General features: G+C 70.5%; 24 protein-coding genes and 1 riboswitch. Of the genes, 19 read left to right on the forward strand and 5 right to left on the reverse strand.

Annotation, left to right across the window (positions count from 1 at the left end; all coding sequences use genetic code 11):
- Positions 1–58 precede the first annotated feature (58 nt).
- Together ACFQW8_RS16620 and ACFQW8_RS16625 are read right to left on the reverse strand one after the other, a co-directional pair.
- Complete coding sequence (locus ACFQW8_RS16620) at positions 59–1,669, reverse strand: phospholipase D family protein (protein ID WP_380089289.1); 1,611 nt, start codon at positions 1,667–1,669, stop codon at positions 59–61.
- Positions 1,666–2,805: a MalY/PatB family protein gene (locus ACFQW8_RS16625; RefSeq protein ID WP_380089291.1), complete on the reverse strand. Its 1,140-nt coding sequence runs from the start codon at positions 2,803–2,805 to the stop codon at positions 1,666–1,668. Before ACFQW8_RS16625 ends, ACFQW8_RS16620 begins: the two co-directional genes overlap by 4 nt.
- A 36-nt stretch (positions 2,806–2,841) precedes the next feature.
- Here ACFQW8_RS16625 and ACFQW8_RS16630 point away from each other — a divergent pair, with 36 nt between their 5' ends.
- The 10 genes from ACFQW8_RS16630 to gcvP all read left to right on the forward strand — a co-directional run bounded on the left by ACFQW8_RS16630 (position 2,842) and on the right by gcvP (position 11,502).
- Positions 2,842–3,444 carry a CDP-alcohol phosphatidyltransferase family protein gene (locus ACFQW8_RS16630; RefSeq protein WP_380089292.1) on the forward strand — a complete coding sequence of 201 codons (603 nt, stop codon included), beginning with the start codon at positions 2,842–2,844 and terminating at the stop codon, positions 3,442–3,444.
- The gene (locus tag ACFQW8_RS16635; protein WP_380089294.1) at positions 3,441–4,352 is read left to right on the forward strand and encodes a DUF881 domain-containing protein; all 912 of its coding nucleotides are present in this window, start codon (positions 3,441–3,443) and stop codon (positions 4,350–4,352) included. The genes ACFQW8_RS16630 and ACFQW8_RS16635 overlap by 4 nt, the downstream gene beginning before the upstream one ends.
- Positions 4,349–4,681 carry a small basic family protein gene (locus tag ACFQW8_RS16640; RefSeq protein WP_380089296.1) on the forward strand — a complete coding sequence of 111 codons (333 nt, stop codon included), beginning with the start codon at positions 4,349–4,351 and terminating at the stop codon, positions 4,679–4,681. The genes ACFQW8_RS16635 and ACFQW8_RS16640 overlap by 4 nt, the downstream gene beginning before the upstream one ends.
- A gap of 10 nt (positions 4,682–4,691) precedes the next feature.
- Complete coding sequence (locus ACFQW8_RS16645) at positions 4,692–5,468, forward strand: DUF881 domain-containing protein (protein WP_380089298.1); 777 nt, start codon at positions 4,692–4,694, stop codon at positions 5,466–5,468.
- 24 nt (positions 5,469–5,492) lie between these two features.
- Positions 5,493–5,882, forward strand: coding sequence for a glycine cleavage system protein GcvH (gene gcvH / locus ACFQW8_RS16650; protein WP_380089300.1), 390 nt, complete (start codon positions 5,493–5,495; stop codon positions 5,880–5,882).
- Between the two features lie 112 nt (positions 5,883–5,994).
- Positions 5,995–6,453 carry an FHA domain-containing protein gene (locus tag ACFQW8_RS16655; RefSeq protein WP_380089301.1) on the forward strand — a complete coding sequence of 153 codons (459 nt, stop codon included), beginning with the start codon at positions 5,995–5,997 and terminating at the stop codon, positions 6,451–6,453.
- Entirely contained in the window at positions 6,434–7,132 is a 699-nt protein-coding gene (gene ftsR / locus ACFQW8_RS16660; RefSeq protein ID WP_380089303.1) for a transcriptional regulator FtsR, read from the forward strand. The genes ACFQW8_RS16655 and ftsR overlap by 20 nt, the downstream gene beginning before the upstream one ends.
- Positions 7,133–7,149: 17 nt before the next feature.
- The gene (locus ACFQW8_RS16665; RefSeq protein ID WP_380089305.1) at positions 7,150–7,653 is read left to right on the forward strand and encodes a bifunctional nuclease family protein; all 504 of its coding nucleotides are present in this window, start codon (positions 7,150–7,152) and stop codon (positions 7,651–7,653) included.
- Between the two features lie 140 nt (positions 7,654–7,793).
- A complete protein-coding gene (locus ACFQW8_RS16670) occupies positions 7,794–8,369 on the forward strand; it encodes a MerR family transcriptional regulator (protein ID WP_380089307.1) in 576 nt (191 codons plus the stop codon).
- Between the two features lie 70 nt (positions 8,370–8,439).
- Positions 8,440–8,539: riboswitch (glycine riboswitch) on the forward strand.
- A 74-nt stretch (positions 8,540–8,613) separates the two neighbouring features.
- Complete coding sequence (gcvP, locus tag ACFQW8_RS16675) at positions 8,614–11,502, forward strand: aminomethyl-transferring glycine dehydrogenase (RefSeq protein WP_380089309.1); 2,889 nt, start codon at positions 8,614–8,616, stop codon at positions 11,500–11,502.
- Positions 11,503–11,696: 194 nt separating this feature from the next.
- Here the strand turns inward: gcvP and ACFQW8_RS16680 are convergent, their stop codons facing one another.
- Together ACFQW8_RS16680 and ACFQW8_RS16685 are read right to left on the reverse strand one after the other, a co-directional pair.
- The gene (locus ACFQW8_RS16680; RefSeq protein ID WP_380089310.1) at positions 11,697–14,837 is read right to left on the reverse strand and encodes an AAA family ATPase; all 3,141 of its coding nucleotides are present in this window, start codon (positions 14,835–14,837) and stop codon (positions 11,697–11,699) included.
- A complete protein-coding gene (locus ACFQW8_RS16685) occupies positions 14,834–16,012 on the reverse strand; it encodes an exonuclease SbcCD subunit D (protein ID WP_380089311.1) in 1,179 nt (392 codons plus the stop codon). Before ACFQW8_RS16685 ends, ACFQW8_RS16680 begins: the two co-directional genes overlap by 4 nt.
- 137 nt (positions 16,013–16,149) lie before the next feature.
- Between ACFQW8_RS16685 and ACFQW8_RS16690 the strand changes: the two genes are divergently transcribed.
- Complete coding sequence (locus ACFQW8_RS16690; RefSeq protein WP_380089312.1) at positions 16,150–17,637, forward strand: glutamate-cysteine ligase family protein; 1,488 nt, start codon at positions 16,150–16,152, stop codon at positions 17,635–17,637.
- A 24-nt stretch (positions 17,638–17,661) separates the two neighbouring features.
- On the opposite strand, the gene ACFQW8_RS16695 is transcribed toward ACFQW8_RS16690, so the two are convergent.
- Complete coding sequence (locus tag ACFQW8_RS16695; RefSeq protein WP_380089313.1) at positions 17,662–18,270, reverse strand: histidine phosphatase family protein; 609 nt, start codon at positions 18,268–18,270, stop codon at positions 17,662–17,664.
- An 89-nt stretch (positions 18,271–18,359) separates the two neighbouring features.
- On the opposite strand from ACFQW8_RS16695, the gene ACFQW8_RS16700 reads away from it, so the two are divergent.
- From ACFQW8_RS16700 to ACFQW8_RS16735, 8 genes are all read left to right on the forward strand, one after another.
- Positions 18,360–18,905, forward strand: coding sequence for a DUF1697 domain-containing protein (locus ACFQW8_RS16700; protein ID WP_380089314.1), 546 nt, complete (start codon positions 18,360–18,362; stop codon positions 18,903–18,905).
- Positions 18,902–19,360 (forward strand): OsmC family protein, encoded by a 459-nt coding sequence (locus ACFQW8_RS16705; RefSeq protein ID WP_380089315.1) that lies wholly within the window; start codon positions 18,902–18,904, stop codon positions 19,358–19,360. The genes ACFQW8_RS16700 and ACFQW8_RS16705 overlap by 4 nt, the downstream gene beginning before the upstream one ends.
- Positions 19,361–19,363: 3 nt before the next feature.
- Positions 19,364–19,987, forward strand: coding sequence for an L-threonylcarbamoyladenylate synthase (locus ACFQW8_RS16710; protein ID WP_380089317.1), 624 nt, complete (start codon positions 19,364–19,366; stop codon positions 19,985–19,987).
- Positions 19,988–20,002: 15 nt separating this feature from the next.
- Positions 20,003–20,785: a GNAT family N-acetyltransferase gene (locus ACFQW8_RS16715; RefSeq protein ID WP_380089318.1), complete on the forward strand. Its 783-nt coding sequence runs from the start codon at positions 20,003–20,005 to the stop codon at positions 20,783–20,785.
- A gap of 282 nt (positions 20,786–21,067) precedes the next feature.
- A complete protein-coding gene (locus tag ACFQW8_RS16720; protein ID WP_380089320.1) occupies positions 21,068–21,376 on the forward strand; it encodes a DUF1905 domain-containing protein in 309 nt (102 codons plus the stop codon).
- Between the two features lie 15 nt (positions 21,377–21,391).
- Positions 21,392–21,706, forward strand: a complete 315-nt coding sequence (locus tag ACFQW8_RS16725; RefSeq protein WP_380089322.1) for a hypothetical protein — start codon at positions 21,392–21,394, stop codon at positions 21,704–21,706.
- Positions 21,703–22,545, forward strand: a complete 843-nt coding sequence (locus ACFQW8_RS16730) for a methyltransferase domain-containing protein (RefSeq protein ID WP_380089324.1) — start codon at positions 21,703–21,705, stop codon at positions 22,543–22,545. Before ACFQW8_RS16725 ends, ACFQW8_RS16730 begins: the two co-directional genes overlap by 4 nt.
- Positions 22,546–22,568: 23 nt before the next feature.
- The gene (locus tag ACFQW8_RS16735) at positions 22,569–23,165 is read left to right on the forward strand and encodes a GNAT family N-acetyltransferase (RefSeq protein ID WP_380089326.1); all 597 of its coding nucleotides are present in this window, start codon (positions 22,569–22,571) and stop codon (positions 23,163–23,165) included.
- The last annotated feature ends 37 nt before the right edge of the window (positions 23,166–23,202 follow it).

Consider the following 23,202-nt stretch of genomic DNA (forward strand, 5'->3'; position numbering starts at 1 on the left):
AAACCATATCCCATGCGTGTAGTCCCGGCCGAATCGGTTGAGCAAGGTGGGCCCCAGGTCAGTACGACCGCTCTCGGCGCAGCGTCGTCGGCCGCCCGTCGGGGTCGCCGAGCAGGCGTTGCGGCACTTCCAGCACCCGCCGGAGCGCCCGACCGATGTCCGGCTCGTGGACCCGTCGAAGCCTCCCGGCCGATCGCTGACCGAGCATCCCACCGTCGCGCCAGGCCTGCAGCGCCGTGGCGGACGCGGCGAACGTGTTGAACATCCCAGCGGCGGAGACGCAGTCGGCCAGGGCGCTCTCGTGCTCCGGTCCCGAGAGCGGGCGGTCGAGGTGCTCGGCGGCGAGCCGCAGCCGCAGCGACCGGGCGAAGGGCGAGTGGTCGGTGGAGGCCTCGTCGAGGACGAGCGCCGTCAGCTCCGAGTCGTGGGTCCACGAGCGTCGGTTGACGTTGTCAGAGCCGATCGTCGCGTACCAGTCGTCGATGACGAAGACCTTGGCGTGCACGTAGACGGGCCAACCGGTGGAGTTCTCGATGCCGTATGCCGCGAAGCGGTCCGGTGCCGCGGCGGTCAGCTGGGCGATCGCCTCGAAGCGGCCCTCGAGCTGCAGCAGCTCGGCCGTGCCCATGAGGTCGGGACGGTGGGGGAGGACCGAGATGAGGTGCAGCCGCGGGTTGTCGGTCAGGGCGTCCGCGAGCGCCGAGGTCACCGAGGACGACCAGAGGTACTGCTCCTCCATGTAGATGAGCTCGCGCGCCTGCCCGATGGCCTTGAGGTGGGCCCGGGCGATGGAGCGCTCACCCCGCGGAGCGAACGGGTAGGCCCGACCGAGGTGAAGGTGCGGGTAGGTGCGCAGCAGCTGGACGACGTGCGTGCCGCCCTCGACCGGCTCGGGGGCGGGAAGGGTCGGTGGCAGCGGGCTCGCCTCGTGCTTGACCCGGCTCAGCCGATCGCGCAGCCGCGAGTGCCACGCCGGGGTGAGGGGGTCCGGATCCTCCCAGCGCTCACGGAACACGGTCTCCACGTCCGCGACCGCCGGGCCCGTGATGGCGCAGTGGACGTCGTGCCACCCGGGGCTGGGGCCGTACTCGTCGGCGAGCGTCTGCCGCTGCGGGTCACCGTGGTGGTGGGAGTCGTCGCGTCGGGAGTGGGCCACGTCGATCCCGCCGACGAAGGCGATGTCGCGCGAGGGGTCGTCGCGGTGTCGGACGACGACGAACTTCTGGTGGTGCGAGCCGCCGCGGCGGACCCGCATGTCGAGCAGCACCTCGGCGTGCTCGTCGTCCTCGTCGGCGAGCTCCTCAGCGACCTGGCGGTTCTTCTCGGCCGAGAAGTCGAGCTGCTCGGTGTGCGAGCGCCAGACGAGGACGCGCACCTGCACCCTGCGGTTCTCCGCCCGGTCGAGGACGGCGAGCAGGGTGCTCGACGGGTCGTCGGTGAGCTGCTCGTCGCCGTCGATCCGCCACCCGGCGAACAGGACCAGGTCGCCCTCTTTCGTCGCCTCGAGCACCCGGTGCAGCTCGGCGAAGTAGGTCGCGCCGTCGACGAGGGGACGCACGACGTTGCCCGTCGACCATGCCTGCTCCCCGGGGTGCGCCTCGTCGAGGCGCGTGTGGGGGTTGTCGCGCTCGGTCGCGGTGAGCAGCCATCGGGTCACATCGGGGTTCACCCGAGCGACCCTGCCATGCGCCGGACGGCCTCGGTGACGATATCCGGAGACGTCGCGAGGTTGAGCCGGACATGGCCGCGTCCGGTGTCGCCGAAGGTCGGGCCCGACGAGAGGGCCACCCGTCCCCGCTCGCGGATGACCGAGGCTGGGTCCTCGCCCAGGCCGAGCGCCCGGCAGTCGAGCCACGCCAGGTAGGTCGCGGCGGGTGCGGCATACCGGATCTTCGGGAGGTGCTCGGCGAGCAGTCGACCCAGCAGCACGCGGTTCTCGGCGATCTCGGCCGTGACCTGGGCGAGCCACGGGCGTCCGTCGGTCCAGGCCGCGACGGCCGCGATCTGACCCAGGTGGCTCGCGCCGTGCGTGTGTGCCTCATGGATCGCCAGCTCGCTCCGGGCGTCGCTGCCGATGACGGCGAGGGCTGCCTTGAGGCCGGCGAGGTTCCAGGCCTTCGACGCCGACAGGAAACTGGCCCCCTGCTGCCCGCCCGGCACCGACAGGTAGGGAGTGAACGGGCCGTCATGGACGATCGGCGCGTGGATCTCGTCGGCGATGACGACGACCCCGTGGCGGTTCGCCAGGCCAGCCAGGGCCGCGAGCTCCGAGGCCGTGTGGACCGTGCCCGTCGGGTTCTGCGGGTTGCACAGCAGGTATGCCGCCCGCCCACCTTGTGCGGTCACCTCGGCGAACGTCAGGTCCAGCGCCGCGAGGTCGAGACGTCCGCCGCACAACGGGGCGTCGACGACCCGGCGACCCGTCATGGCGACGAAGTCGAAGAACGCGTTGTAGACCGGCGACGACACGATGACGGGACCGCCCGGGTCGGTGACGCACCGGACGAGCTCGGCCAGCCCGATCATGACGTCGGCCACGGGAGTGGCGCGGGTCGGGTCGATCGTCCAGGCCCAGGTGTCGGCGGCATACCCGACAGCCGCGTCGACGAAGTCGGCCCCGAGCGGATAGCCCGTGTCTCCACGTCGCAGTGCCGCGCTCACCGCCTCGACGACGGGCTCGCAGGGGGTGGCGTCCATCTCCGCGACCCAGAGCGGCAGGACGTCGTCGGGATAGTGCCCCCACTTCACTCCGGTGCGGCGCGAACGCCAGGTCGCGGCGTCGCCGGTGAGGATGCGGGAAGTCATGAACCGACTGTAGACACGAGCACATAGGCTGCAGCCATGACTGCGGGTGAGAGCGTTCGGGGGACCGACAGCGACCCCGTCGACCGCGTCGTCACCCTGCCCAACGCGCTCTCGGCACTGCGACTTCTCGGCGTTCCCGTCTTCATCTGGGCGATCGCCACGCAGCACGACGCCATCGCCCTCGTCATCCTCATGGCGTCGGGGATCACTGACTACCTGGACGGCAAGATCGCGCGCCACTACGGGCTGGTCTCGCGCGTCGGCCAGCTGCTGGACCCCATCGCCGACCGCCTCTACATCGTCACCACCCTCGTGGGTCTCGCGTGGCGCGACATCATCCCCTGGTGGGTCGTGGTGGTGCTCTTCGCCCGTGAGGCGTTCATGGGCGTCGTCGTCCTCATCGCCAAGCGCCATGGCTGGACCGGGCTGCCCGTCCACTTCATCGGCAAGGCTGCGACCTTCAACCTCCTCTACGCGTTCCCGGCACTGCTCATGGCCGACGGGGACGGTGCGCTGGCGACCTTCATGCGCCCCGTGGGGTGGGGCTTCGCGTGGTGGGGCATCGTCCTCTACTGGGTTGCGGGGATCCTGTATGCCGTCCAGCTCCGTGCGCTGATCGCTCGCCGTGGTGCCCGATGAGCCCGCAGGTCACCACCCCACCTCGCCGCCCTGACGCGTCGATGACGCTGCTCACCTCGATGCTCGAGCGACCCCTCGACTCCGGGTATGCCGCGGCCGCCGACCGCCGTGAGAGGGCGGGCCTGTCCCGGGCGACGAGCCTGCGCTCGCCCGCGCTCGTCCTGTTCGCGGTGGTCATCGGCGTGCTCGTCGGGATCGCCGCGATGCAGCTGCGTGGCGGCGAGACCACCAAGGAGCGCACGAAGACCAGCCTCATCGAGCGCATCGAGCAGCAGCAGGCCGTCGTGGACACCCGCGCCGCACAGGCGGGAACGCTCCGGTCCGAGATCGCGACCCTCGACGCGGAGACCCTCCGTGACGTGAGCGAGTCGCTGGCCCAGGAGGTCGAGCGCCTCGCCCTCGTCACCGGGGCGGTCCCGGTGCGTGGCCCGGGGTTCGTCGTGACCGTCGACGACGCGCCCAGCTCGGAGGAGGCCGGCTCCAACAGCGAACCTCGCGCTGATGCGAGCTCGACCGATGGCAACGTCTTCGCCCGGGACCTGCAGATCCTCACCAACAGCCTCTGGGAGGCCGGTGCCGAGGCCGTCTCGGTCAACGGCCAGCGGCTGACCACGACGGCGTCCATCCGCTTCGCGGGTGAGGCGATCCTCGTCGACTACCGCCCCCTCAAGCGTCCCTACGTCGTCACCGCCATCGGCGACCCGGGCAGGATGCCGGCGGCCTTCGCGGACGGCAATGGTGGCACATACCTCTCGACGCTCAAGAGCTCCTTCGGCATCAGGGTCGAGACCTCCGTCCGCAAAGAGGTCACGATTCCGGCCTCGGCCACGCTCGGGACCCGAGCAGCCGTCCCCGCGGATAGGGTCAAGGACCCAGCAACGCCCTCGCCCGAAGGAGACTCGTCGTGATCCCCGCACTGGGCCTGGTCATCGGCATCGTCGCCGGTGTCCTGATGCAGCCCGAGGTGCCCCTGTGGCTGCAGCCCTACCTGCCCATCGCCGTGATCGCCGCGCTCGACGCGGTCTTCGGCGCGGTCCGGGCGGTCCTTGACGGGATCTTCAACGACAAGGTCTTCGTGATCTCGTTCCTCTCCAACGTCGTCGTCGCCGCGTTCATCGTCTTCCTCGGCGACCAGCTGGGTGTGGGCAGCCAGCTCTCGACCGGCGTCGTGGTCGTCCTGGGTGTCCGGATCTTCTCCAACGTCGCCTCCATCCGCCGCCACCTCTTCAACGCGTGAGCAGACGCCGATGACCGACGCACAGCCGACCGCACCCGCCAACCGCCCCGCGGGGTCTTCGAGCACGGCGTGGCACCGGCTCGGCCGGGCCGGACGACCCCGGGGTACGAAGGCCAACATCCTCGCGACCCTCCTCGCGCTCGGCCTTGGGTTCGCCATCGCGGCGCAGGTGCACCAGACCTCGATCGAGGGGCTGGAGGACCTGCGTGAGGACGAGCTCATCCGCATCCTCGACACGGTCGACCAGGACGGCAACCGGCTCGCCGAGGAGATCCAGACCCTGCAGCTCTCGCGCGACCGCCTCCAGAGCGACACCACGAGCCTCACCGAGGCCCAGCAGGCGGCGCAGCAGCGCCTCGACTCGCTGGCGATCATGGCCGGGACGGTGCCGACGCGTGGGCCCGGCATCGTGCTGACGATCCGCGATCCCGACAACGGCGTGACGGCACCGATGCTGCTCGACACCCTGCAGGAGCTGCGCGACGCCGGCGCCGAGGCGGTCGAGATCAACAACGTCCGCGTCGTGGCCAACACCTACTTCACGGACGACGAGGGCGGCCTCGCGATCTCCGGCACGTCGGTGACCGCGCCCTACGTCGTCACGGCGATCGGCGACGGCTCCACCCTCGCGTCCGCCATGGAGATCCCCGGGGGTGTGACCGAGTCGGTCCGCAGCGTCGGAGGTGAGGCGGGCGTCGAGACCAAGGAGGAGGTGACGGTGTCCGCGTTGCAGACCGTTTCGGAGCCTCAGTACGCTCGACCCGTCCCCAGTCCCACGAAGTCCTGAACGCCACCTGAAGGAGCCTCACCGATGAGCGACCTCGAGTACCCGAGCGACCTGCGCTACACCGCCGAGCACGAGTGGGTGCGCGCAGGTGACGACGGCACCGTGCGGATCGGGATCACGTCGTTCGCCCAGGACGCGCTCGGCGACGTCGTCTATGTCAGCCTGCCGGCAGCCGGAGACACCGTGGCCGTCGGAGACGCGTGCGGCGAGGTGGAGTCGACGAAGTCGGTCAGTGACCTCTACGCGCCGGTCGCGGGTGAGATCACCGCCGTCAACGCGGCCCTGGACGCCTCGCCCGAGCTCGTGAACTCCGACCCGTATGGCGAGGGCTGGATGTATGAGCTGCGCCCGAGCGACTCGGCAGCGGTCGACGGACTCCTGGACGTCGAGGCCTACCAGCAACAGCTCAGCTGATTGACAGGCCATCCACGGCCAACCACCTGTTCATCCCTGGAGTGGTCATCTAGGGTGAATGTTCCGGACGACAAGCCCGCAGAATCGCATCCGCACCCGAGGAGCCGCACAGATGAGTGACGACAGTCGCCAGACCCCAGCGCGCGAGCCGGAGTCGTCGACGACGATGCGCTTCCGGGCGGTGGACGGACTCGAGCAGTCCGACGTCGTCCACGAGAGCGAGCACGTCCTCACCCGCGCCGACCAGGCCACGGTCGAGGCGCTCCGTCCCGGCACGGCCCTGCTCGTCGTCCTGCGCGGTCCGAACACCGGGGCCCGGTTCCTGCTGGACGACGACATCGTCTCCTCGGGTCGGCACCCCGACAGCGACATCTTCCTCGACGACGTGACCGTCTCCCGGCAGCACGCGACGTTCGAGCGAGTCCAGGGTCGGTTCGTCGTCAAGGACGTCGGCTCGCTCAACGGCACCTACGTCAACCGGGAGCGGATCGACGACTCCGTGCTCCAGACCGGCGACGAGGTGCAGATCGGCAAGTACCGCCTCGTCTTCTATGCCGCCAAGCAGGCCTGACCGGCCGCTGACCATCGGGAAGGTCCTCGACGCCCTGCGTCAGGAGTTCCCCGAGGTCAGCATCTCCAAGATCCGGTTCCTGGAGGGCGAGGGGCTCGTCGAACCCACACGAACGCCCGCGGGATACCGGACCTACTCGGCCGCGGACGTCGAACGCCTCCGCTACGTGCTGCGAGCACAGCGCGACCGGTTCTGGCCGCTCAGGGTCATCCGTGAGGCGCTCGACGCCCTCGACCGCGGGCTCCAGCCGGCCACGGACGTCGACGCCCGCCCGCAGCCCCCCGGACCCGAGGCGGATCCCGACGTTCCCTCGGCCGACACGCTCCGCCCGGGCCCGATCGTCCGCCTCACCCGTGACGAGCTGACGACGGCCACAGGTCTCGACCTCGAGACGATCTCCTCGCTCGAGGGCTTCGGCATCCTTCGAGTCGATGCGGAGGGCCTCTTCTCGGGAGCCGACCTCCAGGCCGCGCACGCGGCCGCAGGCCTCGCTGCATACGGGATCGAGGCACGGCACCTGCGTCCGTTCCGGACCGCAGCCGATCGCGAGGTGGGGCTCGTCGAGCAGGCGATGAGCACGCGCCGGTCCGGTGGCCGTGCCCAGGACCAGGCCGATGTCGCTCGCCTGTGCCTCCAGCTCCACGCCGCGCTGGTCAAGGGTGGTCTGTCCCGACCCTGACGACGTACGGTGGAAGGGTGAAGTCACTGGACGTCCTCGGGGTCCGAGTCGAGATGCCGACCAATCAGCCCATCGTCCTGCTCCGTGAGCGGGACGGCAGTCGCTACCTGCCCATCTGGGTGGGTGCGGCCGAGGCCGCGGCGATCGCCTACGCCCAGCAGGGAGTCACCCCACCGAGACCCCTCACCCACGACCTGATGAAGAACCTCCTCGACGACCTGGGCCACACCCTCGACCGGGTGCGCATCACCAGCCTGGCGAACGGCGTCTTCCACGCGGTGCTCGACGTCGACGGCGGCGAGGACGGGGGAGGGCAGAGCATCGACTCCCGGTCCTCGGACGCCATCGCCCTGGCGTTGCGCTTCGGCGTCGACATCGTGACGACCGAGGACCTCCTCGGCGAAGCCGGCATCGCCATGGCGGAGGAGGAGCAGGAGGAGAACGAGGTCGAGAAGTTCAAGGAGTTCCTGGACCACGTCTCCGCCGACGACTTCGACACCGGAGATCAACCGTCAAGTTGAGGGTGAGTGTTACTCATGTTGCTCACGACACGCATGAGGTTAGGGTCCAGTGGTAGTTGACCCCAGGTGCCCAGCGCCATAACGTCACCTCAAGAGAACGACGTCCATGTAGTTACACCGTGTCGCAGCAGGAGGCTGGCGTGAACGCCATCGAGGAACATCCCAAGGCTCACGTGCCCGTCGCGGCGCAGGGGCTGCTCTTCACGGACGACCTGCCCGAGCTCGACGAGGAGATGGGCTACCGCGGGCCGACTGCGTGCAAGGCGGCCGGCATCACCTACCGCCAGCTCGACTACTGGGCCCGCACCTCACTCGTGGAGCCGTCGGTTCGTGGGGCCGCCGGGTCGGGCTCACAGCGTCTCTACGGGTTCCGCGACATCCTCGCGCTCAAGATCGTCAAGCGCCTCCTCGACACCGGGGTCTCGCTGCAGCAGATTCGTGGAGCCGTGCAGGTCCTGCGCGACCGCGGCGTCGACGACCTCGCCCAGATCACCCTCATGAGCGACGGTGCCTCGGTCTACGAGTGCACGTCCAACGAAGAGGTCATCGACCTCCTCCAGGGCGGTCAGGGTGTCTTCGGCATCGCCGTCGGCAAGGTCTGGCGCGAGGTCGAGGGCGACCTGTCCCACCTGCCGAGCGAGCGTCTCTCCGACGAGACGCCGGCAGCGCACCCCGACGACGAGCTGAGTGCCCGTCGCGCTGCGCGACTCGCCTGAACCCCCAACCGACGTAGCAGACGGCGCGCGCCCATCGGGTGCGCGCCGTTTGTTACGCTGGCCGCGCCGCAAACACCGTGCGGGAGAGTCCCTGGTCGCACATCGGAGCCGGGGCGCCGAAGGGGCAAACTCCCCGGAACCTCTCAGGCGCAAAGGACCGCACGGATCAGGCACCTCTGAAACGGCTTCTGCCGCGACAGAAGGGGAGGCCCGTGCCCGTCCGTGCGCCAGGAGCCTCACCCTCATGACCGACCCCACGATCCACGCCAATGACCTGCCCGCCTTCGCGGAGCGCCACATCGGTCCCGACGACGGGCAGATCGCCGAGATGCTCGCGACCATAGGTCGTTCGAGTCTGGACGACCTGACCGAGACCGCCGTCCCGGCCGCCATCCGCGCGACCCGTGCCATGGCCATCGAACCCGCTGACTCCGAGTTCGCCGTCGTCGAGGAGCTGCGCGGCCTCGCCGCCCGCAACCAGGTACTCACGTCGATGATCGGCCTGGGCTACTACGGCACGATCACGCCGGCGGTGATCCAGCGCAACGTCCTCGAGAACCCGGCCTGGTACACGGCATACACGCCCTACCAGCCGGAGATCTCGCAGGGCAGGTTGGAGGCGCTCCTCAACTTCCAGACCGTGGTGAGCGACCTCACCGGACTGAACACGGCCGGCGCTTCCCTCCTCGACGAGGCGACCGCGGCGGCCGAGGCGATGACGCTCATGCGCCGCTCGAGCAAGGCTGCGTCCGAGTCGGTGCTCCTCGTGGACGAGGCCATCTTCCCGCAGACTCTCGCCGTGATGCAGACCCGAGCCCTGCCGCTCGGCATCGAGATCGTCGTGGCCGACCTGTCGTCGGTGACGACGGGCGAGGCGCTCGTCGCGGCTGCTGGTGGGCGTGACGTCTTCGGTGTGCTCGTTCAGTACCCCGACCTGCACGGCCGGGTGCGTGACCATCGCGCCCTGGCCGACGCGGCCCACGAGGCTGGTGCCCTCGTCACGGCGGCGGCGGACCTCATGGCCCTGACCCTGGCCACGGCGCCGGGGGAGTGGGGCGCCGACATCGCCGTCGGGACCACTCAGCGGTTCGGTGTCCCCATGGGCTTCGGCGGACCCCACGCCGGCTACATGTCCGTGCGTGCCGGCCTCGAGCGGACCCTGCCCGGCCGACTGGTCGGCGTGTCGGTCGACGTCACGGGCGCACCGGCATACCGGCTTGCGCTCCAGACCCGGGAGCAGCACATCCGCCGCGAGAAGGCGACGTCCAACATCTGCACCGCACAGGTGCTGCTGGCGGTCATGGCCAGCATGTATGCCGTCTACCACGGCCCGCGTGGACTGCGCGCCATCGCGCTCCGCACCCACGCGCACGCGACGGCTCTTGTCGCCGCGCTGCGTAAGGGTGGTTTCGACGTGGCCGACGAGGCGGTCTTCGACACGTTGTCGGTTCGGGTTCCGGGACGCGCCGACGACATCGTTCAGGCTGCCCTCGCCGAGCACACCAACGTCTGGCGGCATGACTCCGACACCGTGCTGATCTCGGTCGACGAGACCACCGACCTCCACGACCTCGACAAGGTCTGCCGAGCGTTCGGTGTGGACGCGCCGTCGGAGGTGGCGATCGCCGAACCCGCTTGGGACGGGGCCCTCCTCCGCACGTCCGACTACCTCACTCACCCGGTCTTCACGAGCCACCACAGCGAGACGTCGATGCTGCGCTACCTGCGTCGCCTCTCGGATCGCGACTTCGCCCTCGACCGCGGCATGATCCCGCTCGGCTCGTGCACGATGAAGCTCAACGCGACGACCGAGATGCTCGCCATCACCTGGCCCGAGTTCGCGAACCTCCACCCGTTCGCACCGCTCGACCAGACCGAGGGCATCCGCCACCTCGTGAGCGAGCTGGAGCAGTGGCTCTGCGACATCACCGGCTACGACGCGGTCTCGCTCCAGCCCAACGCCGGCTCCCAGGGTGAGTTCGCCGGCCTGCTGGCCATCGCTGCATACCACCGCTCACAAGGGCAGGGGGAGCGCACGGTGTGCCTCATCCCGGCCAGCGCCCACGGCACCAACGCCGCCAGCGCGGTGATGGCGGGGATGAAGGTCGTCGTCGTCAAGACCGATGTCATCACCGGCAACGTCGACATGGACGACCTCAAGACCAAGGTCGAGGAGCACCGGGAGGACCTCGCCGCGATCATGGTGACCTATCCCTCCACGCACGGCGTCTTCGAGGACACGATCACCGACCTCTGCGCGATGGTGCACGACGCCGGCGGCCAGGTCTATGTCGACGGCGCCAACCTCAACGCTCTCGTCGGCCTGGCCCAGCCCGGGCGGTTCGGTGCCGACGTCTCCCACCTCAACCTCCACAAGACGTTCTGCATCCCGCACGGCGGTGGTGGTCCGGGCGTGGGTCCTGTGGCGTGCCGGGAGCACCTCGCACCGTTCCTCCCCAACCACCCATTGGACCCGGAGGCAGGTCCCGAGACCGGCGTCGGTCCGATCTCGGCCGCGCCCTACGGCTCGGCGGGCATCCTGCCGATCTCGTGGGCCTACGTGCGGCTCATGGGGGCGGCGGGCCTGCGTCGCGCGACCGAGGTGGCTGTCCTCAACGCCAACTACGTCGCGGCGCGCCTGCGCGACCACTACCCGGTGCTCTACTCGGGCGAGGGAGGGCTCGTCGCCCACGAGTGCATCCTCGACGTGCGGCCCCTCACCAAGGAGACGGGCGTCAGCGTCGACGACATCGCGAAGCGGCTCATCGACTACGGCTTCCACGCCCCGACGATGTCGTTCCCGGTCGCGGGCACGCTCATGGTCGAGCCGACCGAGAGCGAGGACAAGCTCGAGCTCGATCGTTTCTGCGACGCGATGATCGCGATCCGCGAGGAGATCGAGGCGGTCGGTGCTGCCGGCAACGCGGCGACGAGCGTGCTGCGCGGAGCCCCGCACACGGCGGTCTCGCTGGTAGGAGACTGGGACGTCGACTACAGCCGGCAGGACGCCGCCTTCCCCAAGGGTGTCGACCCGCTCGCGAAGTACTGGCCGCCGGTGCGCCGCATCGACGGTGCCTACGGCGACCGCCACCTCGTCTGCTCGTGCCCGCCGCCGGAGGCCTTCGAGGACTGAGCTGCCCGAACAACCGGTCGAGGGGAGAGAGCTCGCCGTCTCCACCACGACGGAGGCAGCGAGTTCTCTCCTCTCGACTGGCGCGGGCCGGCGCGGGCCGGCGCGGGGACGGAGAGCGGCGGCATACGCCATTGAGAGCATGGAACCCTCCGCGTCACGGCCCGGAACGTCGCTGACTCCTGGCCGTCAGCAGGTCACGCGGCGCTCTCGGCTCCGGGGGTCGAGAGCGCGACGGTGCTGCCGCTGGCGCTCTTGCGGACGACGAGCTGGCTGGTGATGCGGCTGCGGAGCTCGCCGACGTGAGAGACGACGCCGACGGCTCGCCCACCCTCGCGCAGGGAGTCGAGGACGGAGATGACCTGTTCGAGACTCTCGTCGTCGAGAGTGCCGAAGCCCTCGTCGACGAACAGGGTGCCGAGGTCGAAACCGCCCGACTCCTCGCGCACGGCGTCGGCCAGCCCCAGGGCGAGGGCGAGTGAGGCCATGAAGGCCTCACCCCCGGACAGGGTCGAGGTCTCGCGGCTCACCCCAGTCCACTGGTCGAGGACGCGCAGCCCCAGTCCGCTGCGGGCCCCCCGAGCTGCCAACCGGTCGGAGTGCTCGAGCGTGTAGCGACCGTCACCCATGATGCGGAGCCGCTCGTTGGCCAGCCGGGCGACGGTGTCGAGTCGGCTGGCGAGCACGAACGAGGTGAGCCGCATCCGCAGGGTGTTGTTGAGTCCGCCACCGGTGAAGGTGTCTGCTAGCTCCTTGATCCGGTGGTGGTGGGTCAGGGCCGGCCCGGCGGCATCGAGGCCTGCCACAAGGCTCGACCTCACGGTGGTGAACGCCCGGCGAGCGGCGCTGGCCTGGGTCTGGGTGGACTGCGCCGCGAGCAGGATCGAGCGTGCCTGCTGCGCCGCCGACACGACGGCGTCGAGGTCCGGCGCAGGAGCTGCCTCGGCCGCAACGACTTCGGCGTCCTCGAGAACGGCGCTGGCGGAGGACCGCGCGCGGTCGTGGTCGTGCAGCCGGTCACGGAGCCGGTCGAGGGCCGCGGGTGGCATCACTGCGGCGGAGGCGTCAGGGAGGGACGAGAACCCGGCCTCAGCAGCCGCGGCCTCACCGGCCTCGGCAGCGGAGGCCAGTCGGGAGGCGGACTCGTCGTGGCGGGCCAGGGCCTGCTCCCACGCACGCGTCGCCACGACCAGGCTCTCGTGCGACTCGACGATGTCTCGCGTCGTGCCTGCGGGGTCCCCCGAGGCACCGGGCACGGACCCGGCATGAACCTCCACTGCCGCGATGGAGGAGGTGCAGGGGCAGGTCGAGTGGCTCTCGAGCAGCGCGCCGATGGAGGCGACGTCGGCGGCGTCGGCCACCCGGGCCTGATCGGCCACGGTGGTGGCGCGGGCCAGGTCCTGCTGCGCAGCGGTGACTGCCTCGTCGACGCGGTGCAGCTCGGCACGGGCAGCTGCGAGGCGCTGCTCGCCCGACACCCGCTGTGCGGCGCGGGCCCGCACCTGCGCCTGCCGAGCTGCCGCGGACGCAGCCTCGTCAGTCAGGGCCCTCAGTTCGAGGTCGCGGACGGAGGAGACGCCGAGGACTCGCAGTGCCTCGCTGAGCAGAGCCTGTGCGCTTGCCGCCGCGGTCTCGGCCTGCTGGTGCGCACGCGTGAGGGCAGCATGGGTGCGTCGCGCCTCGTCGAGCTCGGTCGCGCCGACCCGGTTGCCCTCGCGAGCCGGTGCCGGGTGCTCGTCGGCACCACACACCGGGCACGACTCGCCGTCGACCAGGCCCTCGGCCAGCTCTGCCGCCATCTGCGACAACCGTCGAGAGACGACGTCCTGCTCATGGTCGCGGGCATCCTGAGCGGCCGAGCGGGCCTGCGCCGCATCGGTGGCGAGCCGTGACACCGTGACCTCGTCCTCGACCACGCGTCGAGCGAGACGCAGCCGGTCGTGGGCCACCTCGGCAGCACTCTCCACCCCCTCACGGGAGGCCTCGGCCTCGAGGGCGTCAGCCACCACCGACTCGGCCCTGACGAGGAGGTCCTTGGCTGCGGCACGGTCGGCGTCGGCGCTCTCGAGGACTCGAGTGGCATCCGTGATGGCGTCGAGGTGGTCACCAGCCTGTCGCGCTCGCAGGCCGCGGGCGGTCTCGAGGCGGACCAGCTCACGCAGGCTGTCGTCATGCGCCTCCAGGGCGTCGAGCAGGGCCGTGGGATCCACGGCCTGTGGGTTGACGGACCGCACGCGAGCCATGGCTGCCTCGAGGGCCGTCGTGGCGCGCTCGACCTCGGTGGCCTCGCGCGCCATGGCGACGAGGTGGCCGCGGACCGACGCGGCCCGGCTCGCGGCGTCGTGGGTGGCTCGGGCGGCGGTGATGTCGTCCTCGACGCGATCGAGGCTGGCAAGAGCCGCCCGTGCAACGCGGGCCCGTTCTCGCAGTGCGGTGACGCTGCGAGAACGCTCGACCTCGGTGGCGGCGGCCGCCTCCGAGGCCACGGCCGCGTCGAGGGCGACCATGGCCTCGGACAGCCGCTCGTCGAGGTCGCTGCCGATGGTGTCGAGCAGCGCGCGGATCCCGTCCGGCGACGCCGGGTCGAGAGCCGGGCGACCATCGAGCGTGCGCTCGTCAGCCCCGGGGACAGCCTCGGCGTCACCATCGGGGACGGGCCCGGGAAGGCCACTCGCGGCCACGACATCGGCCAGGCGGGCGAGGTCGGTGTCGATGCCGGACCGAAGCTCGGTGACTGCCGCCTCGCTGGCCCGGCGCGCGCCGACGAGCCACTCCTCGACATCGGCGAAGCGGGTGATGTCGAAGAGCTTCTCGAGCAGGGCCCGACGCTCGTCGTCCTTGGCGGTGAGGAACGCGGCGAACTCACCCTGGGGGAGCATGGCCACCTTGGCGAACTGCTCCTTGCCCATGCCGAGCACGTCGTGGAGGACCTCGGCCGCCTCGTCGTTGCGGGTCGAGACGACCGTCCAGTCCCCACCACGAAGCTCGGAGAGGACCACCGTGGCCGGCGCCTCGATCGTGCCGGTGCCACGCTTCTTGGGGCGCGCGTGCGCGGGGGATCGACGAATTGCGAATCTCCGTGTGCCACAGGTGAACTCGAGCTCAACGGAGGGAGTGGTGGTGGGGGCGGCGTGGTCGCTGACAATGCCACGCTTGTCGCGCAGCCCGGGGACGTCGGCGAAGAGGGCAAAGCAGATCGCGTCGAGGAGGCTGGTCTTGCCGGCCCCCGTCGGCCCGTGGATGAGGAAAAGCCCCGCAGACGTCAGGACGTCGAAGTCGACGGAGATCTCGTCGGGGAACGGACCGAAGGCGGTCGCGCTCAGGCGGTGGATCCTCATGCCGCCCCCGTGACCCGGTGGATGGACCTGCCACCCTCGCCCTCACGGGCCGATCGACGCAGCCGGGCCCCCTCGACGGCCCGGCCGAGCAGCAGCCGCTCGTCCTCGTCGGCGCCGTGCCCGCCGCGGACGTGGGTGAGGAAGTCGCAGCACACGTCGAGGTCCGAGCGCTCGGTGAGCGACGCGGCATACGCGCTCATGGTCGTGACCGAACCCGTGGGGGCGAAGCGCAGGTCGAGGGTGTGGGGGAAGCGGACCCGCAGGCGCTCCATGGCCCCGAGCGGACGGATCGGGTCGGTGAGGGTGACCTGGCACCACGCGGACTCGGCGGCCGTGTGACGCGGGTCCCCGAGCAGATCGTCCAGGGTTCCGCGGAGCAGGACGAGGGGACGCTCGACGGGAGCCGCAACGAAGTCGGTGACGGGGACCTCGCCCGAGAGGTCGACGAGCCAGGACCCCTTGGTGTGGCTCGCCTCGCTGAACGACATGGCGACGGGGGAGCCGGAGTAGCGGACCGACTCCGACACCTGCTGACGGCCGTGCAGGTGGCCCAGAGCGGCGTAGTCGACCCCGGCGAAGACCTCCGGGGGCACGGCCGCGACACCACCCACGGAGATGTCTCGCTCGGACTCGCTCGTGGCGCCTCCGGTGACGAAGGCGTGCGCCATGACCACGGAGCGTCGCGCACCGCCGGCTGCGAGGGAGGACCGAACCCGCTCCATCGCCGCGCGCAGGACGCCGGCGTGGGTGCGTTCGCCGGTGCCCAGGGGACCGGCCGACAGCGACGGCTCGAGGTAGGGGAGCGCGTGGATGGCGGCGTCCCCGACGAGCACGGGACGGCCGATGTCCTCGATGCTCGTGCGGATGTGCAGACCCGAGCGCTCGAGCAGACGCGAGGCGAAGCCCAGTCGGATGGCGGAGTCGTGGTTGCCGCTGGAGAGCACGACGGCGGCGCCGGCGTCGATGAGCCGCTCGACCGCGTCGGAGAGCATGGCCACCGTGTCGGGCGCGGGCAGGGCACGGTCATAGATGTCACCGGAGACGACCACCGCGGCGACGGACTCGGAGCGCACGACCTCGACGAGGTGGTCGAGGAAGGCCGACTGGGCAGCCTGCAGCCCGACCTGGTGAAATGCCCGTCCCAGGTGCCAGTCGGAGGTGTGGATCATGCGCACGTCACCGAGGCTAGGTGGGGGCGCCGACAGCCCCCGTGACCGAAACGCGGATTCGCCCACGTTCCGTTCGCGCGCTGTGCTCGGATGGTGATTGACTCGGCCTCCGAGCAGACGAACCACGATGAGATCGGGAGGTGATGGGCGTGGGTGCTGAGGTCAGCGCGCAGAGCTACACACGCGAGGAGCGCCAGCGCTATCGCGAGAAGGTGCGTCAGAACCTCGACGTCTTCGAGCGGATGCTGGGCCAGCACTCCTTCGAGTTCGACCGGCCAATGACGGGCCTCGAGATCGAGCTCAACCTCGTCAACGAGAACTTCGACCCCCACTTCGCCAACGCCGAGGTGCTCCGGGCCATCGCCGACCCCGGCTACCAGACCGAGCTGGCCCAGTACAACATCGAGCTCAACGTCCCGCCGAGAGCTCTGCCGGGCGACTCGGCCCTCGAGCTCGAGCGCGACCTGCGTGAGTCGCTCAACGCAGCGGACGCCAAGGCCCGGGAGGTGGGTTCGCGGCTCGTGGCCATCGGCATCCTCCCGACGATCATGCCCGAGCACTACGAGGGCGAGTGGATCAGCGACAACAACCGCTACACCGCGCTCAACGACTCCATCTTCGTGGCCCGCGGCGAGGACATCTATCTCGACATCACCGGCCCGCAGGGGGAGAGGGTCGCAACCTACTGCGACTCCATCGCTCCCGAGTCGGCGTGCACGAGCGTGCAGCTGCACCTGCAAGTGGAGCCCTCGGACTTCGCCGACCACTGGAACGCCGCGCAGGCCATCTCACCCGTCCAGGTGGCCCTGGCCGCGAACTCGCCGTTCTTCTTCGGTCAGCGGCTCCACGCCGAGACCCGGATCGAGCTCTTCAAGCAGGCGACCGACACCCGGCCCATCGAGCTGAAGAACCAGGGCGTGCGACCCCGCGTCTTCTTCGGTGAGCGCTGGATCACCTCGATCTTCGACCTCTTCGAGGAGAACTCGCGCTACTTCCCGGCGCTCCTCGCCGAGACGACCGACGAGGACCCGATGGCCAAGCTCGAGGCGGGCGAGGCGCCCGACCTGGCCGAGCTGCGACTGCACAACGGCACGGTCTACCGCTGGAACCGTCCCATCTACGACATCGTCAAGGGGCGGCCCCACCTCCGGGTCGAGAACCGGGTGCTCCCCGCCGGCCCGACGATCGCCGACACCATGGCCAACGCCGCCTTCTACTACGGCGTCGTGCGCAAGCTGGCGTCGACCGAGCGCCCCGTGTGGACCAAGATGAGCTTCGCGGCGTGCGAGGAGAACTTCCACCGCGGGGCCCGGGACGGCATCGAGGCACGCCTCTACTGGCCAGGGTTCGGCGAGGTCGGGGCCGACGAGCTCGTCCTGCGTCACCTCCTGCCGCTCGCCCACGAAGGCCTCCAGGAGTGGGGTGTCTCCCAGGCCGTGCGTGACCGGTTCCTCGGCATCATCGAGGCCCGGTGCCAGGCCGGCGCCAACGGCGCCACCTGGCAGACCGACGCGGTCCGGCGCTTCGAGGAGCGCGGGTCCGACCGGCGCACGGCGCTGCACCAGATGCTCGAGCTCTACACCGAGCACATGGGCACCAACGAGCCGGTCCACACCTGGCCGCTGCCCTGAGCTCGGGCCCGGTCCAACGAGGGCTCAGCCCAGGCTGTTCCACAGCTTGATCGCCGGCTGCTCGCGCTCGTACTCGAGCACGCTGACCGACCCTGCGTCGAGCAGCAGCTTGGCCGCGAACCGTGGCTGCTCGCGCAGGAACGTCGTCGCGAGCACCCGCAGCGCGTGGCCGTGTCCGAAGAGGAGCACGTCCCGGGTCGCCAGCACGGGCGCAGCCCGCAGCAGAACCCGGGAGGCGCGGGCCGCGACCTCCTCGACAGTCTCGCCGGGGGTCTCACCAGGGACGACACCGTGCTCGAAGGCTGCCCAGTCGTAGCCGAGCTCTGCCCGGATCTCCTTCGTGGTGCGCCCCTCGTAGGCGCCGTAGTCCCACTCGACGAGGTTGGGATCGACCTCAGGCGAGCCAAACCCGGCGATCTCCGCCGTGCGTCGAGCGCGCTGCATCGGGGAGGTGAGGACGAGTCCGAAGTCGAAGCCCGACAGCCGTTCGCCCAGGGTCAGGGCGTCGGCCTCGCCCTGCTCTGTGAGGGGGATGTCCGTCGTGCCGGTGTGCTGACCCGACTCGCTCCACTCGGTCTTGCCATGACGGACGAGGACGATGCGTCCCTCGGGGACAGCGGGTGGACCAGTCATGCGGCTCACTCTGGCAGGAGCCTCGCCCCCTCCGCCACCCGCGGGTGAGCAGGGACTCTGCCTCCACCCCGCTCTGGCAGGATCCTCGTATGCCGCGTCACCTGGCCTTCCTGCGTGCCATCAACCTGGGTGCCCATCACCAGGTGCCGATGGCTGAGCTGCGCGAACGGCTCGTGGCGGCCGGCTTCACCGAGGTGGAGACCCACATCCACACCGGCAACATCGCCCTCACGTCCAGGATGCGCTCGGCCATCAAGGTCGAGGCCGCCATCGAGGACCTCCTGCGGGACTGGCGCGGCTTCGAGGTGCCCACCATGGTCCGGTCTCCCGGCGAGTTCCACGCCATGGTGCAGGCCATCGAGGCGACCCCTCCGCTTCTCGACGACCAGGCGCGTCGCTACGTCGCGTTCGCCAAGGGTGAGGTGAGCGCGACAGCGCAAGGTGCGCTCACGGCATACGCGGACACCCCAGAACGTTGCCGTGTCGTGGGCCGTGACCTGCTCCTCGAGCTGGCCGGGAACGTCCCCGCCCCCAGGCTCGGCGGCGCCAGGCTCGAACGCCTGGCCGGCACGACCTTCACCTCGCGCGACATCAAGGTCGTGCGCGCCATCGACGAGAAGTGGAGCACCACGTGACCCAGCCCGACCCGACCGCAGAGACCGGTGGCACCGGACCGGGGCACCGCGCGGTCACGCTGACCCGCACGAGCCACGGCGAGTTCGACGTCACCAACGTGCGCGGTGGAACCATCCACATCGGCACGGGGGAGTCCGACGACTTCACCCCCGTCGAGCTGCTCCTCACGGCCATCGCCGGGTGCAGCGCCGTGGACGTCGACTTCATCACCGCCAAGCGCGCCGAACCGACCGAGTTCGTGGTCGTCAGCGAGGGCGACAAGGTCAAGAGCGCCGAGAAGGGCAACCACATGGAGGACCTCGAGGTGACCTTCAGGGTGCGCTTCCCGCAGGGCCCGGAGGGTGACAAGGCACGCGAGATGCTGCCTCGGTCGATCGCCCAGTCACGTGACCGCCTGTGCACCGTGTCGCGCACCGTCCAGCTCGGCACCCCCATCACCATGCGCGAGGACTGAGCCGTGGCGCGCTACCTCGACGTCCACCCGGTGGACCCGCAGCCCCGAGCAATCAAGCAGGCCGTCGACACCCTGCGAGAAGGTGGGCTCATCGCCTACCCGACCGACTCCGGCTACGCCCTGGGAGCGGCGCTGGGCAACCAGAGCGCCAAGGACCGCATCCGCGACATCCGTCGGCTCGACGACAAGCACCACTACACTCTGGTCTGCGCCGACTTCGCCCAGCTCGGCCAGTTCGTGCACGTCGACAACTCGGTGTTCAGAGCAGTCAAGGCCTCGACCCCGGGTCCCTACACGTTCATCCTCCCCGCAACGGGTGAGGTGCCTCGTCGGGTGCTGCACCCCAAGAAGAAGACCGTCGGCGTGCGGATCCCGGAGCACCCCGTCGTGCAGGCACTCCTGGCCGAGCTGGGCGAGCCGATGCTCACGTCGACCCTCATCCTCCCGGGGGAGAGCGAGCCCATGACCGACGGCTGGCAGGTCAAGGAGGAGCTCGACCACGTCGTCGACGTCGTCATCGACTCGGGGGAGTGCGGCACGGAGCCGACCACGGTCGTCGACCTCTCCGGCGCGGGCGCCGAGGTGCTGCGCGTCGGCGCGGGTGACCCCGGCCGCTTCGAGGCGTGAGCCAGCGGTCGCCGCGTGACCGAGCCGACGTTCCCCGACCTCGTCCTGCAGTCGATCACCCGGCACGGCGTGACGCCGAGCCGGGGCTACGTGACCCTCGGCCACTACGACGCGCTCATCAGCCACTACCCGCCTGAGCCGGAACGGCCGTTCGTCGTCCACTGGACCCGGTCGGACCGCGACCCGGCTGACCTCTTCGGTGAGCTCACGGCATACCTGCGGACGTCCGGGGCGCGCAGCGCGGAATGGTGGTTCCGCGACGACTCGACACCCCTCGGGCTGGAGGAGCTCGTGCTGGCGGCGGGAGCGAAGACGATCGAGGACCAGGTGTGCGTCGCACGCGCCGTGGGTGACGCACCGCCGTCGATCGCACCGGGTGTGCAGGTCACCCTCGTGCAGGACGCCGAGGCCCTCGACGCCGTGGTCGACATCGGCGTCGAGGTGTTCGACAACCCGCAGCCGGATCGCGCCGCGCTGCTGGCCGACGTGCTCGACGAGCTCGAGCGCGGAGCGGGCGCCTGGGTCGTGGGGTGGGTCGACGGGGCGCCGGTCGGGCGCGCGCGAGTGGGCTTCGAGTACGGCGTGGCGCCCCTTGTCGGCGCGGCCGTCCTGCCGCACGCCCGCCGACGCGGGGTGTATGCCGCCATGCTGGCCGCGAGGCTCGACCTTGCCTCCACGGCGCGGTGCCACACCGCAGTGACCAAGGCGCGACGCACCCAGTCGCTCCCGGTCCTGCTGCGCGAGGGCTTCACCCCCATCGGGCAGGAACGAGCCCACCTGCTCGAGATCGCCCCCTGACGTGCGTCACCCCCGCCGGTGCCTGAGCCCCTGGACCGGTGGGGGTGACGACGACGACCTGCCCGGGAGGAAATCGAGCAGGCGCGGCCGCGGTGGAGTGAAGAACTCCCTGATCCTCACCGCCGCAGCGCCCATAGCCTAGGAAGGCCGCGGTCAACGCAGGGTCTCGTCCGAGTCAAGAGTTGGTATGCCGGGGTCAAGACTTTGCGGGCCACGTTCGGGGGAGTGGGTGCTTGTGGTCGGTGGTGGCCGGGTCGGGTCGGCGAGGCTAGGTTGGCGGGCGTGATCAGCGACGTCGTCGAGCTGGAGCTCACGGGTGAGGTCTGGGAGTGGCGCGGACCGGCTCCCTTCCACTTCGTGTCGGTGCCCGAGGAGCTGCACGACGACGTCCGCGAGTCGGCCGAGCTCGTCAGCTACGGATGGGGGATGGTGCCGGTGACGGTGCGTATCGGTGCGACGGAGTGGACGACCTCCCTGTGGCCCAAGGACGGTGGCTACGTGGTGCCGCTCAAGGACCGGGTGCGGCGGGCCGAGTCCATCGAACTCGGAGACGTGGTCACGGTGTCGATGTCGATCCACCTGCACGTGTGACGAAGGGATGAGCCCATGACGGCCGAGCCTCCACCTCCCGCCGAGGACGCCGGTGTCGATGTCAGTGCCCTGGCGATCAACGTCGCCGTGCCGGAGGCGTTGCAGTGGCGGGACACTCGCGCGGGCGCGGAGTTCGTCCTGCAGTCGGTGACCATCCGCCTGCTGCCTGACGGGCACCTCGCCGCCAAGGCCTACGGGCGGCCGGTGGCGAGTGGTCGCGGTGGCTACACGTCCTTCCGCGTCCCGGACCGGCCCGAGCTGGTGGCGCTCATCAACGCGGCCGCGACCCACGCGAGTGCGCTGTGGTCGACGCACCGGGGGCTGTCGTGACGAGCCCAGCCGGGTCCGGTTCGGCGGGGAAGGGTCAGCACCGCTACACGCAGGGTCATGAGCCCGCGACGCTCGCCTCGCACGGACGACGCACCGCGCAGAGCTCCTGCGCCTACCTGCTGCCCGTTCTCGAACCGGGGATGCGGGTCCTCGATGTCGGCTGTGGGCCGGGCACCATCACGCTCGACCTGGCCGAGGTCGTGGCACCTGGCGAGGTGGTCGGGATCGAGCCGGTCGCGGGTCCGCTCGCGGCGGCCCGGGACGAGGCTGCCCGGCGAGGCGACACGACGACGCGGTTCGAGCAGGCCGACGTCCTTGCCCTGCCCCACGACGACGACAGCTTCGACGTCGTCCATGCGCACCAGGTCCTGCAACACGTGACGGACCCGGTCACGGCGCTCACCGAGATGGCCCGGGTCTGTCGGCCCGGTGGGTGGGTGGCGGCCCGCGACGCCGACTACGCGGCGATGGCCTGGTTTCCCGAGGTGCCAGAGCTCGACGAGTGGCGCTCGATCTATCGAGACGTCGCGCGGGGCAACGGTGCCGAACCCGATGCCGGGCGCCGGCTGCGGGGCTGGGCCCGGGCTGCGGGACTGGCTGACGTCCGCCTGTCGACGAGTGTCTGGACCTACGCCGACGACAGGTCCTGCCGCTGGTGGGGCGAGAGCCAGGCCGAGCGCTATGTGGGGAGGGTGTTCGCGGAGCAGGCTGCCGAGCACGGTGTCGACGCCGAGCAGCTGGCGCGTATCGGCGACGGCTGGTGGCGCTGGAGCACCGCTCCCGACGCCTGGTTCGCCGTCGTGCACGGGGAGCTGTTGGCGCGACTTCCCCTCGGATGACCGACCAGGACTACGGTCGTGGCGTGACGATCCGGCGGGCCACCCTCGACGACCTCGATTCGATGCGCCGCGTCTGCCTGCTCACCGGTGACAACGGCACCGACGCGACCGGCCGGTGGGCCGACGACGGTCTCCTGCCGGACGTCTACCTCGAGCCCTACCTGCGATATCCGCAGGGTCTTGCCTGGGTCGTGGATGAGGGCGATGGTGCCGTGGGGTACGTCGTCGCGGTTCCTGACACGGTCGACTTCGTGGCCTGGTGGGGCCAGTCGTGGACCGACGAGTTCGTGCGTCGGCACGGGGACGTGGCGGCGCGCGCAGACGAGGAATGGCTCTTCGCCGGCGGCACCCGACCGGAGCTGATGCTCTCGCACGCCGATGACGCGGCCTTCCCCGCGCACCTGCACGTCGACCTGCTGCCCCAAGCCCAGGGACGCGGCCTCGGCCGAGAGCTCCTGCGCACCCTGGCCGAGGAGCTGGGGCGTCTGGGTGTGCCCGGCGTCCACCTGAGGGTCGGCGAGGAGAACCTCGCTGCGGTGGCGTTCTATCGGCGGCTGGGGTTCGACTCGCCGGCGCCGTTCGTCATGACCATCCCGTCGCCACGGCTCGCCGAAGCCTGAACGAGCTAGGTGAGACTCGGCGGCAACCCGACACAGA

This window comes from Knoellia altitudinis, assembly GCF_042666355.1.
In the GTDB taxonomy this organism is placed as follows: Bacteria; Actinomycetota; Actinomycetes; order Actinomycetales; family Dermatophilaceae; genus Knoellia; species Knoellia altitudinis.

Bases quoted from the DNA above. Each gene is read 5' to 3' on its own strand.
- gcvP (WP_380089309.1), top strand. From the start codon at position 8,614: ATGACCGACCCCACGATCCACGCCAATGACCTGCCCGCCTTCGCGGAG.
- ACFQW8_RS16635 (WP_380089294.1), top strand. From the start codon at position 3,441: ATGAGCCCGCAGGTCACCACCCCACCTCGCCGCCCTGACGCGTCGATG.
- gcvH (WP_380089300.1), top strand. From the start codon at position 5,493: ATGAGCGACCTCGAGTACCCGAGCGACCTGCGCTACACCGCCGAGCAC.
- ACFQW8_RS16680 (WP_380089310.1), bottom strand. From the start codon at position 14,837: ATGAGGATCCACCGCCTGAGCGCGACCGCCTTCGGTCCGTTCCCCGAC.
- ACFQW8_RS16645 (WP_380089298.1), top strand. From the start codon at position 4,692: ATGACCGACGCACAGCCGACCGCACCCGCCAACCGCCCCGCGGGGTCT.
- ACFQW8_RS16690 (WP_380089312.1), top strand. From the start codon at position 16,150: ATGGGCGTGGGTGCTGAGGTCAGCGCGCAGAGCTACACACGCGAGGAG.
- ftsR (WP_380089303.1), top strand. From the start codon at position 6,434: ATGCCGCCAAGCAGGCCTGACCGGCCGCTGACCATCGGGAAGGTCCTC.
- ACFQW8_RS16630 (WP_380089292.1), top strand. From the start codon at position 2,842: ATGACTGCGGGTGAGAGCGTTCGGGGGACCGACAGCGACCCCGTCGAC.
- ACFQW8_RS16725 (WP_380089322.1), top strand. From the start codon at position 21,392: ATGACGGCCGAGCCTCCACCTCCCGCCGAGGACGCCGGTGTCGATGTC.
- ACFQW8_RS16655 (WP_380089301.1), top strand. From the start codon at position 5,995: ATGAGTGACGACAGTCGCCAGACCCCAGCGCGCGAGCCGGAGTCGTCG.
- ACFQW8_RS16625 (WP_380089291.1), bottom strand. From the start codon at position 2,805: ATGACTTCCCGCATCCTCACCGGCGACGCCGCGACCTGGCGTTCGCGC.
- ACFQW8_RS16695 (WP_380089313.1), bottom strand. From the start codon at position 18,270: ATGACTGGTCCACCCGCTGTCCCCGAGGGACGCATCGTCCTCGTCCGT.
- ACFQW8_RS16700 (WP_380089314.1), top strand. From the start codon at position 18,360: ATGCCGCGTCACCTGGCCTTCCTGCGTGCCATCAACCTGGGTGCCCAT.